The organism is Ruegeria sp. AL1, from assembly GCF_056540905.1.
In genome coordinates this window covers 52306-66612 of the sequence record NZ_JBQFXP010000007.1, presented here as the reverse complement: position 1 = coordinate 66612, position 14307 = coordinate 52306, and the positions used below count along the sequence as shown (strand labels likewise).

Annotated in this window: 21 protein-coding genes; 8 read left to right on the top strand and 13 right to left on the bottom strand. The window is 58.7% G+C overall.

All coding sequences use genetic code 11. The annotated features are described in order from the left end of the window. Positions 1-49: 49 nt before the first annotated feature. Positions 50-757, top strand: coding sequence for a DNA/RNA nuclease SfsA (sfsA, locus tag ACRZ9X_RS12395; RefSeq protein WP_480519248.1), 708 nt, complete (start codon positions 50-52; stop codon positions 755-757). Between the two features lie 6 nt (positions 758-763). On the opposite strand, the gene ACRZ9X_RS12390 is transcribed toward sfsA, so the two are convergent. Then, positions 764-1129: a hypothetical protein gene (locus ACRZ9X_RS12390; RefSeq protein ID WP_480519246.1), complete on the bottom strand. Its 366-nt coding sequence runs from the start codon at positions 1127-1129 to the stop codon at positions 764-766. Positions 1130-1333: 204 nt separating this feature from the next. Between ACRZ9X_RS12390 and map the strand changes: the two genes are divergently transcribed. After that, complete coding sequence (gene map / locus ACRZ9X_RS12385; protein WP_480519244.1) at positions 1334-2146, top strand: type I methionyl aminopeptidase; 813 nt, start codon at positions 1334-1336, stop codon at positions 2144-2146. On the opposite strand, the gene ACRZ9X_RS12380 is transcribed toward map, so the two are convergent. From ACRZ9X_RS12380 to ACRZ9X_RS12365, 4 genes are read right to left on the bottom strand one after another with little or no spacing between them, the layout of a single operon-like run. Next, positions 2134-2319 (bottom strand): hypothetical protein, encoded by a 186-nt coding sequence (locus ACRZ9X_RS12380; RefSeq protein WP_480519242.1) that lies wholly within the window; start codon positions 2317-2319, stop codon positions 2134-2136. The genes map and ACRZ9X_RS12380 overlap by 13 nt on opposite strands. A 25-nt stretch (positions 2320-2344) precedes the next feature. Beyond that, a complete protein-coding gene (locus tag ACRZ9X_RS12375; RefSeq protein ID WP_480519240.1) occupies positions 2345-2980 on the bottom strand; it encodes an HAD family hydrolase in 636 nt (211 codons plus the stop codon). Between the two features lies 1 nt (position 2981). Further along, a complete protein-coding gene (gene rsmD, locus ACRZ9X_RS12370; protein ID WP_480519238.1) occupies positions 2982-3539 on the bottom strand; it encodes a 16S rRNA (guanine(966)-N(2))-methyltransferase RsmD in 558 nt (185 codons plus the stop codon). After that, complete coding sequence (locus ACRZ9X_RS12365; RefSeq protein ID WP_480519236.1) at positions 3536-4747, bottom strand: NAD(P)/FAD-dependent oxidoreductase; 1212 nt, start codon at positions 4745-4747, stop codon at positions 3536-3538. The genes rsmD and ACRZ9X_RS12365 overlap by 4 nt, the downstream gene beginning before the upstream one ends. A 99-nt stretch (positions 4748-4846) precedes the next feature. Here ACRZ9X_RS12365 and ACRZ9X_RS12360 point away from each other — a divergent pair, with 99 nt between their 5' ends. The 4 genes from ACRZ9X_RS12360 (at position 4847) to ACRZ9X_RS12345 (ending at position 6376) form a co-directional block, all read left to right on the top strand. Continuing rightward, positions 4847-5332, top strand: coding sequence for a redoxin family protein (locus ACRZ9X_RS12360; RefSeq protein ID WP_480519234.1), 486 nt, complete (start codon positions 4847-4849; stop codon positions 5330-5332). Positions 5333-5433: 101 nt separating this feature from the next. Continuing rightward, a complete protein-coding gene (locus tag ACRZ9X_RS12355; protein WP_480519232.1) occupies positions 5434-5679 on the top strand; it encodes a glycine zipper 2TM domain-containing protein in 246 nt (81 codons plus the stop codon). A gap of 10 nt (positions 5680-5689) precedes the next feature. Next, entirely contained in the window at positions 5690-6037 is a 348-nt protein-coding gene (locus ACRZ9X_RS12350; RefSeq protein WP_480519230.1) for an EF-hand domain-containing protein, read from the top strand. A gap of 30 nt (positions 6038-6067) precedes the next feature. After that, entirely contained in the window at positions 6068-6376 is a 309-nt protein-coding gene (locus tag ACRZ9X_RS12345) for a hypothetical protein (protein ID WP_480519228.1), read from the top strand. On the opposite strand, the gene ACRZ9X_RS12340 is transcribed toward ACRZ9X_RS12345, so the two are convergent. Genes ACRZ9X_RS12340 through ACRZ9X_RS12325 form a run of 4 tightly spaced genes read right to left on the bottom strand, consistent with a single transcriptional unit; the run spans position 6373 to position 9115 of the window. Next, positions 6373-6666, bottom strand: coding sequence for a 4a-hydroxytetrahydrobiopterin dehydratase (locus tag ACRZ9X_RS12340; RefSeq protein ID WP_480519226.1), 294 nt, complete (start codon positions 6664-6666; stop codon positions 6373-6375). The genes ACRZ9X_RS12345 and ACRZ9X_RS12340 overlap by 4 nt on opposite strands. Further along, a complete protein-coding gene (locus ACRZ9X_RS12335; protein WP_480519224.1) occupies positions 6663-7850 on the bottom strand; it encodes a GNAT family N-acetyltransferase in 1188 nt (395 codons plus the stop codon). Before ACRZ9X_RS12335 ends, ACRZ9X_RS12340 begins: the two co-directional genes overlap by 4 nt. 45 nt (positions 7851-7895) lie before the next feature. Continuing rightward, the gene (locus ACRZ9X_RS12330) at positions 7896-8663 is read right to left on the bottom strand and encodes a glycerophosphodiester phosphodiesterase family protein (RefSeq protein ID WP_480519222.1); all 768 of its coding nucleotides are present in this window, start codon (positions 8661-8663) and stop codon (positions 7896-7898) included. After that, entirely contained in the window at positions 8660-9115 is a 456-nt protein-coding gene (locus ACRZ9X_RS12325) for a RidA family protein (RefSeq protein ID WP_480519220.1), read from the bottom strand. Before ACRZ9X_RS12325 ends, ACRZ9X_RS12330 begins: the two co-directional genes overlap by 4 nt. 325 nt (positions 9116-9440) lie before the next feature. Here ACRZ9X_RS12325 and ACRZ9X_RS12320 point away from each other — a divergent pair, with 325 nt between their 5' ends. After that, positions 9441-10226 (top strand): MlaA family lipoprotein, encoded by a 786-nt coding sequence (locus ACRZ9X_RS12320; RefSeq protein ID WP_480519218.1) that lies wholly within the window; start codon positions 9441-9443, stop codon positions 10224-10226. Then, positions 10216-10818, top strand: a complete 603-nt coding sequence (locus ACRZ9X_RS12315) for an MlaC/ttg2D family ABC transporter substrate-binding protein (RefSeq protein ID WP_480519216.1) — start codon at positions 10216-10218, stop codon at positions 10816-10818. Before ACRZ9X_RS12320 ends, ACRZ9X_RS12315 begins: the two co-directional genes overlap by 11 nt. Positions 10819-11034: 216 nt before the next feature. Here ACRZ9X_RS12315 and fliP read toward each other — a convergent pair whose 3' ends face one another. The 4 genes from fliP to fliF are packed head-to-tail and all read right to left on the bottom strand — an operon-like array spanning position 11035 to position 14234. Continuing rightward, complete coding sequence (fliP, locus tag ACRZ9X_RS12310; RefSeq protein WP_480519214.1) at positions 11035-11766, bottom strand: flagellar type III secretion system pore protein FliP; 732 nt, start codon at positions 11764-11766, stop codon at positions 11035-11037. Beyond that, complete coding sequence (locus ACRZ9X_RS12305; RefSeq protein ID WP_480519213.1) at positions 11766-12053, bottom strand: FliM/FliN family flagellar motor switch protein; 288 nt, start codon at positions 12051-12053, stop codon at positions 11766-11768. The genes fliP and ACRZ9X_RS12305 overlap by 1 nt, the downstream gene beginning before the upstream one ends. Then, on the bottom strand, positions 12046-12642 hold the full coding sequence (locus tag ACRZ9X_RS12300) for a FliH/SctL family protein (RefSeq protein WP_480519211.1): 597 nt from the start codon (positions 12640-12642) through the stop codon (positions 12046-12048). Before ACRZ9X_RS12300 ends, ACRZ9X_RS12305 begins: the two co-directional genes overlap by 8 nt. Further along, positions 12639-14234, bottom strand: coding sequence for a flagellar basal-body MS-ring/collar protein FliF (gene fliF / locus ACRZ9X_RS12295; protein WP_480519209.1), 1596 nt, complete (start codon positions 14232-14234; stop codon positions 12639-12641). Before fliF ends, ACRZ9X_RS12300 begins: the two co-directional genes overlap by 4 nt. Between the last annotated feature and the right edge of the window lie 73 nt (positions 14235-14307).

Here is a 14307-nt window from a genome sequence, read left to right as displayed (position 1 = left end):
CGCATACCCCCTGTTGATCGGCTCTTAGGGCAGGTATAGGCCTTAGGCTATGCGATTTGAAACCCCCCTTGTCCCCGCCCGCCTGATCCGCCGCTATAAACGCTTTCTGGCCGATTGCACGTTGGAGGACGGGCGCGAGGTCACCGCGCATTGCGCCAATCCGGGCTCGATGATGGGATTGGCGGAACCGGGTGAGAAAATCTGGCTTGAGCCCAATGATGATCCGAAGAAAAAGCTGAAATACGGCTGGCGGCTGGTCGATCATGAGAACGGGCATTTCACCGGGGTCGATACCTCTCTGCCGAACCGGGCGCTGCGGGCGGCGCTGATGGCGCGCGACATCCCGGAACTGGCCGCCTATGAAACCGTCCGCCCCGAGGTGAAATACGGCGAGAACAGCCGCATCGATTTCCTGTTGACCCAACCGGGTTTGCCCGATGCCTATGTCGAGGTCAAAAGCGTGACGCTCTCGCGCCAGCCCGGTCTGGCCGAGTTTCCCGACAGCGTGACGGCGCGTGGCACCAAGCATCTGGGTGAGTTAACCGCCATGGTGGGACAAGGGCACCGGGCCATCATGCTTTATCTCGTACAGCGCACTGATTGCGACCGCTTTGCATTGGCGGCAGATATCGACCCGGCTTACGCCGCAGCGTTCGAAAGCGCACAAGCCGCCGGTGTCGAGAGGGTGGTGTGCGGAACCCGGATTACACCCGAAGGCATCTGGGCAGAGTCTGGCCGTCAATGGAAGATTATTTGACAGCGCTTAATTCAAAAACCGAAATTCCCCCAGAAAAACCCCGGATTTCGGGCTTTGACCCCGGTATTTCCCATCTTCTTTTTGTCCAACCACAGCGCAAAGCTCTCTGCCTTGTTGGAAATTCGCCCAGCGGCTGCAAATCTTGTCGCCGTCCAGCCACCAGGTCCCGGTATCGCGGCCCAGACGGGGAATGGTAACCTCGAACGTCCGGTCGGGATGAAACTGGGCGGTACCCGAGTAGTGAAACCGTTCGAACGCGATTTTTCTGTCCGTGGTCAGCTCTGTCGCAAGTTCGGGGCCAGTCAGCAATTTCACCTCGTCCCGACAGCCGGTCAGAACCAGAACCATCACCAATACGGACCATCTGAACATCTGACTGCTTTCGCTTTTCCTGCCGGGTGAGGATTCGGTGCTGCTGCAGGTTATCCTGAACGTGACGATGTGGATGCTTGAATTTTCTCTGCTCAACGCCATTTGAACGGTTGAAAGACACCGCGACTTAACACCCTCTGGTACTTTCTGCGCAAGCAGCGTAAAAGGCATGCTGCGCACAAATTTTTTTGGAGCCATGCGTCGATGAAAGAACATCGTGGCCGCCTGACCAAGGACGGTATCCGCATTTATGAGCAAAGCGACTTTGCCGGCATGCACGCGGCAGGGGCGCTGGCCGCGCGGATACTGGATGACATTGCTGAACATGTGTTTGTGGGTCAGACCACGGGTGCGCTCGACGGGATGATCACACAAATGGTCGAGGATGCGGGCGCAACTTCGGCCACAATCGGCTACAAGGGCTATCAGCACGCCAGTTGCATCAGCGTGAACCATGTGGTCTGCCACGGCATCCCCGGCGACAAAAAACTGAAAGAGGGCGATATTCTGAATATCGACGTCACTGTCATCGTCGATGGCTGGTTCGGGGATACCTCGCGCATGTATGTGGCGGGTAAGCTGCCGCGCAAGGCGGAACGTCTGATCCAGGTCACCCATGACGCCCTGTTCAAGGGCATTGAGATGGTCAAGCCCGGCAACACTTTCGGTGATATCGGCCACGCCATTCAGGCCTTTGTCGAAGCACACCGGATGAGCGTCGTTCGTGACTTCTGCGGCCACGGGCTGGGTCGCGTGTTCCATGCGCCGCCGAATGTCCTTCACTACGGGCGTCCGGGCACTGGTGCTGTGCTGGAAGAAGGCATGTTCTTCACCATCGAACCGATGGTCAATCTGGGCCGCCCCGAGACAAAGACGCTGGCCGATGACTGGACCGCCGTGACCCGCGACAAGTCATTGTCGGCGCAGTTTGAACATTCGGTGGGTGTGACGGCGGACGGGGTCGAGATCTTCACCCTGTCACCGGGCGGCAAATACCACCCGACCTATTCGTCCTGATCTGCGCCCTGATCGCGCATCAGCTTCAGCAACAATGTCTCATCCCGCCACGGGATCACCGCGTCATGGATGAAGACCGGCGCGCGCATCGGTTTCGGCTGCGGCCCGGTGGTCGAGTCGGCATCCGTGTCTTGTGAAAACGCCCAGAACGCAGGTGCAATTGCTCGGTCCATTCCCGGACCCTAGCATGTTTCGGGCTCAGAGTCCCAACAGCTCGGGCAGTTGTGACATCTGCGTGAAAACCTCGGCGCCCAGAGCGGACAGGTGTGCGCCATCATCATGCGCCGCATAGGCCAGACAGCGCATATTGGCCCGGATGGCAGCGGTGACGCCGCTTATGCTGTCTTCGATCACAACCGGCGTCTTTGCGCCAAAATGCTGCGCAGCGGTCAGAAACAGGGTTGGGTCGGGTTTGGCGGTGCCCAGCACCTGAGCCGAGAACATCACGTCGCTGAACCGCTCCCACAGACCGTTCTGGCCCAGCGTGATCTGCATTTTCTCGGGTCGGCCGTTTGAGGCCACGCAATATGCGGTGCCGCTGGCATCCAAATGGTCCAACACCTCGCGAATGCCCGGGACCAGAGGCGTTCCCGCCTGCAGCGCCGCGTACACCTCGGCATAAATCTGTTCGACCCAGTCGTCCGGCAGATCAGCTCCAAGTTTGCGCGCCTGTTGGTGGGCACCGCTCATGGTGCCGCCCACGAACAGGTTCATGCATTCGGTCAGCGAGACCTGCAGGCCATAGCCCGCAAGATTGTCGACCAGCACCTGATTGGTCAGCCCTTCGCTGTCCACCAGAACGCCGTCACAATCGAAAATGACCAGATCGTGCATCTCAGCCTCCTGCCCGCCACATCAATGAGATATGCGTGTCGCCATATTTGCGCGCATCCTGCAGGGTGAACCCGTCGGGCGCGGCCATCGGTGCGTTTTCCTCCCACACGATCAGGGCATCGTCGGCCAGCCAGCCGCCCTGCGTGACAGCGGCCAAGGCCTTTTGACCCAAAGCCTTGCCATAGGGCGGGTCCAGAAGGACCAGATCATAGGGCACGCCGGGGTTGTCCCCCAAACGGGTGGCGTCGCGGCGGATCAGATCGGTGTGGTCGGTGCTGCGTGTCAGGTCAATATTCTGGCGGATCAGACCCTGCGCCACGCGCCCGTCATCGACAAAGGTGACATGGGCCGCGCCACGCGACAGCGCCTCAAGCCCCAGCGCTCCGGTGCCGGCAAACAGGTCCAGAACGCGCAGGCCATCGAAATCAACTTGATGGGTCAACACGTTGAACAGGCTTTCCCGCACTCGATCTGTGGTCGGGCGCAGATGCGCGCCCGCGTCTCCCTTGCCGACCGAGGCCAATGCGCGGCCGCGGAATTCTCCCGCGATGATCCTCACGCCTTGAGCAGCGGTTTCAGGTCCGCCTGCGCGTCGGCAATAATGGCGGGATCTGCCGTTTTGCCCGCATCGATCAGGCGCTTGCCGATCATGTAAGAGCGCGGGTCATTCATCGCGTCCACCGCGATCAGCTGATCACCTTTGTAGTACCAGTAGGACACGGTCGCGCCCTCACCCTTGCGGGTTACGACACGATCATAGCCGGTGTTCAGGCCTGCGATCTGCAGCTTGACGCCATACTGGTCCGACCAGAACCACGGCGTCGCGGTATAGTCTTTGGCAGCGCCCAGCATGTTCTGGGCCACAATCTCGGCCTGATCGATAGCGTTGGGCACGCTTTCCAGACGAATCCGCCCCTCACCATGCGGGAACGAAGCGCAATCGCCCGCCGCCCAGATCGAAGGGTCAGACGTCCGGCCATGGGCATCGGTCTTGATCCCGTTGTCCAGTTCCAGCCCTGCCATCTCAGCCAGTTGAGTCGACGGCGCGATGCCCACGCCAACCACGACGAAATCGACCTCCAGTTCGGTGCCGTCAGTCAGGATCGCACCGGTGACCTTGCCATCCTCACCAATCAACCGATCCAGCCCGACGCCTTCGCGGATATCGGCTCCGTATTCGGTATGTAGCGCGCGGAAATAGTCGCTGGTTTCGGGCGCGGCGACACGTTGCAGGATACGGTCGGCCATCTCGACCAAGGTCACCTTGACCCCGCGCTTGGCACAAACAGCGGCGGCCTCAAGCCCGATATAGCCACCGCCCACGATCAGCGCGCGGGCACCGTCGATCACGCGGGGTTCCATCTCGTCGATATGGGCCAGATCGCGCACCACATGCACGCCTGCGAGATCGCCGCCGATTGCAGCAGGCAGCCGACGCGGGTCTGACCCTGTGGTCAGTGCCAGTTCATCATAGGCGATGACCTCATCGCCCAGCGAAACCGTCTTGGCTTGCGGATCAATTCCCGTCACGCGCTGGCCCAGACGCAGGGTGATGTTGTTGTCGGCATAAAAGCTCTCGGGCCGCAGAAACAGACGCTCAAGCTCCATCTCGCCCAGCAGATAGGCCTTAGACAAGGGCGGGCGCTGATAGGGCAGATGCGGCTCGGCCCCGATCAGGGTGATCTGACCGTCAAACCCGTCTTTGCGCAGCCGTGCCACCAGCGATGCACCGGCCTGCCCGGCTCCGATCACGACAATATGGCTCATCTGTCCCTCACCCTGCAGAATTCCCGTGGTCACTTTGTTTCGAACACCTATATTGCGGCTAAGCCCGACTCTGCAAATCCAAACGACAGGAGCATAAAAATGATTTCAACAGGTGACACGCTGCCCGATGCCACGCTCATCCAGATGGGTGCGGATGGTCCGGAAGAGGTTCGGGTTTCGGAAAAGACGCAAGGCCGCAAGGTCGTCATCTTTGCGGTGCCAGGCGCATTCACCGGCACCTGTACCACCGCACATGTTCCCAGCTTCATCCGCACCAAGGACCAATTCGACGCCAAAGGTGTCGATGAAATCATGTGCCTGTCCGTCAACGACCCCTTTGTCATGAGCGCCTGGGGCGACTCAACCGGCGCGACCGCCGCTGGCCTGACGATGGTGTCCGATCCGGCGTCGGAGTTTACCAAAGCCATCGGTATGGATTTCGACGCGCCGCCCGTCGGCCTGATCGCACGCTCCAAGCGCTATGCGATGCTGATCGAAGACGGCAAGATCACGGCACTGAACCTTGAAGAAAGCCCCGGCGCCTGCGAGATTTCGGCAGGTGAGGGCCTGCTGGATGTCATCTGAATTCAAGCAGCCCCGGTACCATCGGGTCCGCCGCTTCTGATTTAACTTGATACACCTCCCCGATGCGCAAATACTCGGCGCATAAATTCAAGGAGGTTTTGATGAAGCTGAAGGCATTTACCCTTCTTTTGGCTGCAGCGGGTGCCGTTGCAGCCTGCGGCCCGGCCCCGACCCCCCAACAACAGGCAGCACGACAGCATGAAATCGCCTGCCTGAGTGGTACTTTGGGTGGCGCTCTGATCGGGGGCGCTTTGGGCAATCAGTTCGGCGGCGGATCGGGAAGAACCATCCTGACTGCGGCAGGGGCCACAGTCGGCGGCCTCGAAGGCCAGCGATACGCATGCTGAGGAGAACCCAATGAAATTCTGGACGATGATCGTGACTGCCTTTCTGCTGGCCGGTGCGGCCTCGGCTGAAACTGTTGCGGACTTGCATGAAAACGAACTGAAAGCCATCGACACAAATAATGACGGGTTTTTATCGAAGGATGAATTCAACGCCTTTTCGGACTATGCTTTTCAGGAAATGGATGACGACAAGAACGGCACCTTGGGTCAGGACGAAACAAAGCCGTTCATGGATATCAAGCAATTTCAGGGTGTTGACGAGAATGGTGACAACCTTATTTCAAAAGCCGAATATGATGCTCAGATGCAGAGCGATTTCGAAGCTGCAGATCAGGATGGCAATGGCCGGCTAGACTAGCACCCGGCCGCAACAAAAGCGGGGGAGCGTATGCAAAAGTGGATCGGATTGGGGGCATTGGTTGCCCTGGCGGCTTGTGACGTACCTGAGGCCCCGATTGTCACGGGCCCGGATGGGCAGCCCAAGATTCAGATCAGCACCGATGGCCTGACCTGCTATCAAAACAGTTGCCTACGGATCGATCCGTTCAACCGAACTGTCAACTCTGTCGGGAACCGGACGATTCGCATTTCGGGCAACATAGATGTCAGCGGCGGCACTGTATCGCCCGAAGATTTCAACCAGATGTATCGCAGAGCCCGTCTGGCGGGTGGGGTAACCGAGAGCGAACGGCGCTAGACAAGACCGTCCATCTTGCGGGCCAGTTTCGCATCCAGCGCGGACAGCCCACCTACGTCATGGGTCGATAAGGTTACTTCGACCGTCCGATACACGTTGGACCACTCGGGGTGGTGGTTCCACTTCTCGGCAAAGATCGCCACCTGGGTCATCCAACCAAAAGCATGCACGAAGTCGTCGAAGACAAATGTCTTGGTGATCGCATCTCGGTCCTTGACCATGGTCCAGCCGGTTTTGAACAGCGGGTCCAAAAGGGGCCCGCGCGTCTCGGTCGACAATAGCTCGGTCATTGCTGTTCCTCCGGGTTCGATTTTCTGAACGGGCCGTAATCCGTCAGAATCTCGATTTCTTCTCCCACCGCATGTGCCTCGGCGTCCAGATATTTTCTGATAGCATCCGCAAAACCCGGATCGCCGACCCAATGCAGGCTGTGCGTCCGTGTCGGCAAATATCCGCGCGCCAGCTTGTGTTCCCCCTGCGCGCCCGCTTCGACCCGGGCCAGCCCATGAGCGATGGCAAAATCGATCGCCCTATAATAGCACAATTCGAAATGCAGGCAGGCGTGGTGTTCGACACAGCCCCAATACCGCCCGAACAGCGTCTCACGTCCGATAAAATTCAGCGCTCCGGCAATCGGGTACCCGTTTCTCTCGGCCAGAACCAATGCCATGTCGTCAGCCATGGTGTCCTGAGCGATGTCGAAAAAATGCCGGGTCAGATAGGGAGACCCCCATTTGCGTGCACCCGTGTCCTGATAAAAGCGCCAAAAGGCATCCCAATGCTCGGGACACAGATCTTTACCGGTAAGCGTGCGAATTTCACCGCCAAACCCGTTGGCCTGCGCCCGCTCTTTCCGGATGTTCTTGCGTTTGCGCGAAGACAACGCCGCCAGAAACCCATCAAAGTCCGCATAGCTGTCGTTCAACCAATGGAATTGCTGCGAATGCCGCGCCATTAGGCCCATCTGCTCGCCCGCAATCGCCTCATCCTCGGTGCAGAAAGTCACGTGCACCGAAGACACCTGATTTTCCGCCGCCAGTTGCACCGCCCCCTGAACCAGAGCTGAAATTCCGACCGCATCATATCCCGGACGCACCAGAAATCGCCGACCCGTCGCCGGAGTAAAGGGTACAGCGATCTGCAACTTGGGGTAATAGCGCCCACCGGCGTTCTCATAGGCATGCGCCCAGCTATGGTCAAAGATGTATTCACCCTGCGAATGCGACTTGGCATACATCGGAGCTGCGCCAATCAGCATTCCGTCCAGATAGGCGGTCAGATATTGTGGTTGCCAGCCAGTTCCCCGCCCAACCGAACCGCTTTGTTCCAGCGCCAGCAAAAACCGGTGTGTGGTGAACGGATCAAGCGGACGGCCACCTTCGGCGGCTTCGGGGCAGGCGCAGCTGTCCCATTCGGTCGCTGAAATCTGCGACAGGGAATTCAGTATCCGAACCTCGATTTGCGCCTGATCCATGTGCCCTCCGCGTCTGATCTTTATCTGTGACGGCTGAGGATGGGTTCAACCCGGATGCGCGGCAAGGTAGCCTTCAAAGGTCACATTATCGGCAACCCGGCGGGCTTCTGCCTCTTGTTCAGGCGACCGGATTGTCCAGCACAGGATCGGAACGCCCTGCGCTTTCAATTCGGCTACGCGGGGGCGGTCCAGGTCGTGAACCTCATGACTGATGAAGCTTGCTCCGACCCTGTCAAAATCTGGAATCTCGCGCAGGTGGTCACATACGGCCTGCGGCAACAGCTCAGCTTTGGGCTGATAGGAACAGGTTACCAATCCGCGCGGCAGATAAGGCGCAAGCCGCGCCAGTTCCGCGATTGAATTCGGATTAAACGACATCAACGCCACTGGCCCGTCATAGCCTTGCAATGCGCGCACCGTATCTTGCTCCAGGCGACCGATATCCGTGCCCATCGCGCCATCCTGATCCTTGAGCTCGATCAGCAGAGGCACCGCCCCGGCAACCAGTTCAAGAACTTCGTCCAGGGTCGGGATGCCGTCATCCGCGTGCAGCAACGCGGTTTCGGACGCCTGCGCCGCCGTGACCTGCCGGATCGGGCCGGGCTGTCCGGTCAGTCGGGTCATGTCATAGTCGTGAAACACCATTGCCCGGTTGTCGGAGGTCAGTTGCAGATCAATCTCGATCCCGTATCCGGCGGCCACAGCCGCGCGGACAGCCGCCCGGCTGTTTTCCGGGCGGTTGTCAGACAGATCATGCAGCGCCCGATGCGCTATCGGGGCCTGTAAAAAGGCGCGGGGCAAGGCGGGTGTCATTGGACCTCGAAGATACCTTCGATTTCCACAGCCACACCAAACGGCAATGCAGCAGCGCTGACAGCAGAGCGCGAATGACGACCAGCCTCGCCCAAAGCCTCGACCAGGAAATCGGATGCGCCGTTGATCACTTGCGGCTGCTCGGCGAAATCGGCAGTCGAGTTCACGAAACCGGTCAGCTTGATCACGCGCACCAGCTTGTCAATGTCACCGCCACAAGCGGCCCGAACCTGTGCCAGCAGGTTGATCGCGCACACTTTGGCGGCGGCTGCGCCGGCCTCGGCATCCATGTCATCGCCCAGCTTCCCGGTGATCAGATCATCGTCTTTCGATATCTGGCCCGAGACATAGACGATATTGCCCACCCGCACGAAAGGCACGTAGTTGGCCGCGGGTGCCGGTGCATCCGGCAACGTGATCCCCAGGGTTTCCAGTTTTGCTGCGATGCTCATGTTGTGATCCTTACCTTTGTTCGACTCGGACGGACGCTAACCGGGAAGACGCGCAACGAAAAGCATGAAACCGCCAATTTGTTTCTGCCTGCAGTCCGGGCACATCTCCTGTCATTCCGAACTGTTGAACTTGTGTCACTTTACGCAAGCCTGTCCGGCAGGTTAAACGCAAGCTGTTTCAAATTGGTTGTGAAACATCTATGTGACGGAAAGTTAGGCTGTGTCATACAGTCAAAGTTAGTTTTGATGAATTGTTCGGGGTCGCCGTTACCGAACGACGTGGAGTACCAAGACCGTGTTCAGCAAAGTCCGATTGAAGCCCCTCATGATCCTGTCGCTGGTGGCGACTCTTGGGGCCTGCGCGAAACAGCCTGCCGACGAAGCTGCACGGGGCGAAACGTTCGATCCTTATGAAAATACCAACCGGTCGATTCACCAGTTCAACCTGGGTGTGGACCGGTTTCTGTTTCGCCCGGCCTCGAAAGGCTATGTCAAGATCGTGCCCGACCCGATGGTCACCAGTTTCAGCCACTTTGCCGAGAACCTGACATTGCCCGGACAGGCGCTGGACTATCTGCTGCAGGGCAACCTGAAACAATCAGGAAATGCACTGCTGCGCTTTGCTATCAATATGACCGTCGGCGGCGTCGGCCTGTCTGATCCGGCCAGCGAACTGAACCTGCCGCCGGTGGATACGGATTTCGGCGAGACCCTCCATGTCTGGGGTTTTGGCGAGGGCGCATATATCGAGCTGCCCTTTTACGGCCCCTCCACAACGCGCGATGCCGTCGGTGTCGTGTTCAACCTGTTCTCGAACCCGATCAACTTCAGCCCGACTCGGCCGGTGGACAATATCGGTGTCTATGCCGAAGTTGTGCGGCGCATGGGTGATCGCGGACGCTTTTCGGATACGGTCGACTCGATCTTGTATGAAAGCGCCGACAGTTACCGGCAGGCGCAATCGATTTACCTGCAAAACCGTCGCTTTGAACTGGCACGCGATGACGAGGATGCCTATCTAGACCTGTATGATGACCCCTATGCCGAGATTGGGACCGACCCAACCAGGGACCCCTTTCTAGACCCTTACGAGGACCCCTATGCCGAGTAATCATCTGAATAGACGCCACTTTGTCGCCACCGGGATTGCCGGGGTGATGTTGTCGGCACTGCCTGCCTCTGCTCAAACCGAAGCCAGCGCAAAAGCACTGGTTGTCAGTGTGGTGGACGATATCAACCGCGTCATTGCCTCGGGCAAGTCCGAGAATGCGATGCTGCGCGATTTCGAAAAGATTTTCGTTCAATATGCCGATGTTCCAATCATGGCGCGTTATGTGCTTGGTGCCGATGGGCGGTCCGCCAGTCAGGCACAAATCCGGCAGTTCACCAGCGCGTTTCAGGGCTATATCGCCAACAAATACGGCCGGCGCTTCCGCGAGTTCATTGGCGGGCAAGTCACCGTTCGCAATGCGCGTAAGATCAAGGCCGGGTACGAAGTACGCACATCGGTAAAGCTGCAAGGTTCTTCACCTTTTGAAGTGACATTTCTGGTCTCGGACAAGTCGGGACGTGATCGGTTCTTCAACATGTTCATCGAAGGTGTGAACATGCTGCTGACCGAGCGCACCGAAGTCGGTGCCATGCTGGACGCGCGCGGCGGCGATCTGAATCGCCTCATCAGGGACATGAACAAGATCGGTTGATCGACCTTCACATGTCAGGCGGTTCCGGCAAATGATGCCTCAAACTGCCTGACATGTGATCAGGACAGCTCATCTTTTTTGGGCAGAAGTGCCCGTCACCGCATGCTGCTCATCAAGATGGTGCCTTGGCCACCACAGATGGCGCACGGCAAAGCCTGTCGAAGTCAATCACTACGTTCAACCAGGCCTTCAGGTCCGGTCACAATGTGCACGTAGCTACGGCACATAGCTGCGCACCAGGGCGCTTGCGATCAACGCCCATCCATCCGCAATAACGAAGAACGCCAGCTTGAACGGGAGTGACACGGTGGCCGGAGGGACCATCATCATGCCCATCGACATCAGCACCGCAGCTACGACCAGATCAATGATCAGAAAAGGCAGGAATATCAAAAACCCGATCTGAAAGGCGCGCGCAATCTCGGACAGCATAAAGGATGGCATCAACACCGAGAGCGGAGCGTCCGGCGACAACTGAACGTTGTTACCCTGAGGCCGCAGGGAGGCCATGGCCTGAAAGGTATCGGCATCCAGCCGCGCAGCCATGAAGGTCCGAAATGGAACGAGCGCCCGTTCCAAGGCAGGCTCAACCTCCATCGTTTCGTCCACCATGGGCTTGATGCCACTGGCCCATGCCTCGGAAAAAACAGGCTCCATGATGAAATAGGTCAGGAACAGCGCAAGGCTTACGATCAGCATGTTTGGCGGTGATTGCTGCAATCCGATCCCCTGACGAAGGATCGCCAGCACCGTGATGAGAAACGGGAAACAAGTGACCATGATAGCCAGCCCTGGGGCCAGACTTAGTACTGTGATCAACAAGATCAGTTGAACCGTCCGCGCCGAAATCGAGCCCCCCTCGCCCAGCGACAGCGATACATCCTGCGCCGCGGCCAGCGATGGCGACAGCATGGCCACAATACTGATCAGCCACAGCGCCGTCCGCATCAACCGATTCCATTTTGCAGATCGGCAATCTCGGTCAGACGCACAGCCAGTTGACCGCTGTGATCTCCTTCCATTTCCTCCAGCACCCCGCGCGCAACCAATTGGTCGCCGACATACAGGTCGACCGGGTCCTCAATCCGCTTGTCCAGGGTCAGGACTGCGTTTTCGCCCATATTCAGCAGATCTCTGATTAAAGGGCGTGCGCGACCGACTGAGACCGTGACTTCAACCGGGACGCCCTCAAACGGGTTGGTTCTTTCCGGGTTCTGGGATGAGTGATCACTCATTTGACGAAACCTTTCTTGCTTCAAACAAATACGCGTCGAACGCGTCACTGATGGCGGATAAAAGTTCGGTACAATCCACGTCCCGGCGGGCAACCCCGACTTGCAGCCGCGCCTGCCCCTGCTTCAAACCAGAGTCTTCAATGACCTGCAGCGGCGCCTGAAGCGTATCGGGAATATACGCCTCGACCTGCTCTGCCATGCCGACTGGGACCAGCACTTGCATGGGCTGGCCCATCTGTTCCTGCGCCATGCTGCTCAGTTGTTCGGACAACCGCAGGACAAAGCCCTGATCCAATGCTTGGGGCAGGATCGTTTGCATCAGGGCCTGAAACATCGGCGCAAGGGACTGCGCCATCTGCGTCACCGCCTCGTGATAGGTGAAAGACATGTCTGACAGCGCGCTTGCCAGATCCGCATTTAGCTGTCCGCGACGGTGCTCCTGCGCTTGTGAGGCGTCTTCCCACCCGGCACCATACCCCTTTTCGAAGGCAGACAGGCGCTGTTCCTCCAGCGCGTCGTCATCCAGAAGGTGGACCGAACCACCGCCGAGCTGAACCGAAAAATCTTCAAGAAGATGTGCGATGGTCATCCCGCTCTCTCCTCACTTTCTTCAAGCCAGCTGCGCAGGATTTCGACCGTCTCTTCCTGCTTGTCGCCGATCATGGCACGCAAACGATTGACCGCGTCTTCGCTTTGACCGCCCGAAATGGCAGGTAGGTTGCCCTCGGGCGCATCGGGAAGGCGTGCATAATCCTGCGAATTCCCCGTCGCGATTTCACCGACGAGATAACTCTCCTCAGCCACATCTTCAGCGGTCTGTGCGGGCAGCAGGGGCGGAGTTGCGGCAGCCTTGGTCAGGATCGGGCGAACGACGAACAGTCCGAGGACAAGCGAGACCAGTGCCAAGACTGCCATCTGGATCAACGACATCGCATCCAGGTGAAGGTTTTGCCAGAATGTCGCCGCCGCCAAAGTGCCCTGAGGTTCCGCTGTGGGAAGGTCCAGCGATTTCAGAGTGATCACATCACCCCGATCCGGATCAAACCCCACGGCTGAGGCCACCAGTTCGCGCAAGGCATCCAGTTCATCCTGCGGCATCGGGCGAAATTCCTCGACCCCGGCCCCGTCAACCGCACGCGTTCCATTGACCAGAACCGCAACGGTCAATCGCTTGATCGCCCCGGGCGCGCGGTGCACTTCAAGCTCGGTTTCTGACACCTCGTAGTTCACCCGCTCGCGGGTCTGCGTCGCGGTGGAATTGGACTCGTCCCCACCGGCACCGTCTCCGTCCGGCAGGTTTGATGCGACGGTCACATCTGCCGACTGATTGCGGGCACTGTCCGAGCGTTCTTCCACATCGGTGCTGATCGCAACCCTGCTTTTGGGATCAAAGCGACGTTCGCGAATGGATTCCGTTTCCGTCACCGTGTCGACACTGACTTCGACCACTGCATTTCCCGCGCCAACCCGCGCTTCGACCAATCGCAATACTCGCTCTCGCAACTGGCGGGACTTGTCATCCGCTGTGTCGCCCGCAGCGACACTGTCCTGCGCCCCGATCAAGGTCCCGTTCGAATCAATGACCGAGACGTCTTCCGGATTCAGCCCAGTGACAGCCGACGCGACCAAGAACCGGATCGCTTTGGCCTGATCGCCGGTGATCTGACTTCCGGACGGGACGAGATAGACCGATGCAGTTGGTGCGACGCTGCGCTGAAACGGGTTTGTTGATCCATTGGCGATATGCACACGCGCCTGGCTGACATGAGGACCGCCGACAATCGTGCGCGCCAGCTCGCCTTCTTTCGCGCGCCAATATGCTGCGTCGAACATCTGTGATGTGGTCCCGAAACCGCTGAGCGTATCCAGCAATTCATAGCCGCGATTGCCGTTGGCGGGCAGGCCTTCACTGGCCAAGGTCATCCTAAGTTCATCGCGTTGCGACGCCGGGACGTAAATCGAGCCGCCCTTGATGTCATAGGCCACACCGCGCTGATCCAGCGTGCGTACGATATCCCCGGCGGCTCCGTTCTCCAACCCGGCGTAGAGCAACGTCATCGACGGGGCGGTCGCGATTCGCGACATCGCCAATACGCCGAGAAAGACCAGAGCAGCAGCGCCCGCCACCGTTATTTTCTTACGCATGTCCAAACTTGCCCAGACAGTTCCGATCTGCTGCACGCTCACCTCCGACTCGTCGACATTCTGTGCGACTGATCCCTTGTTTGAACGATTGCTCTTAACAATCGGTTAG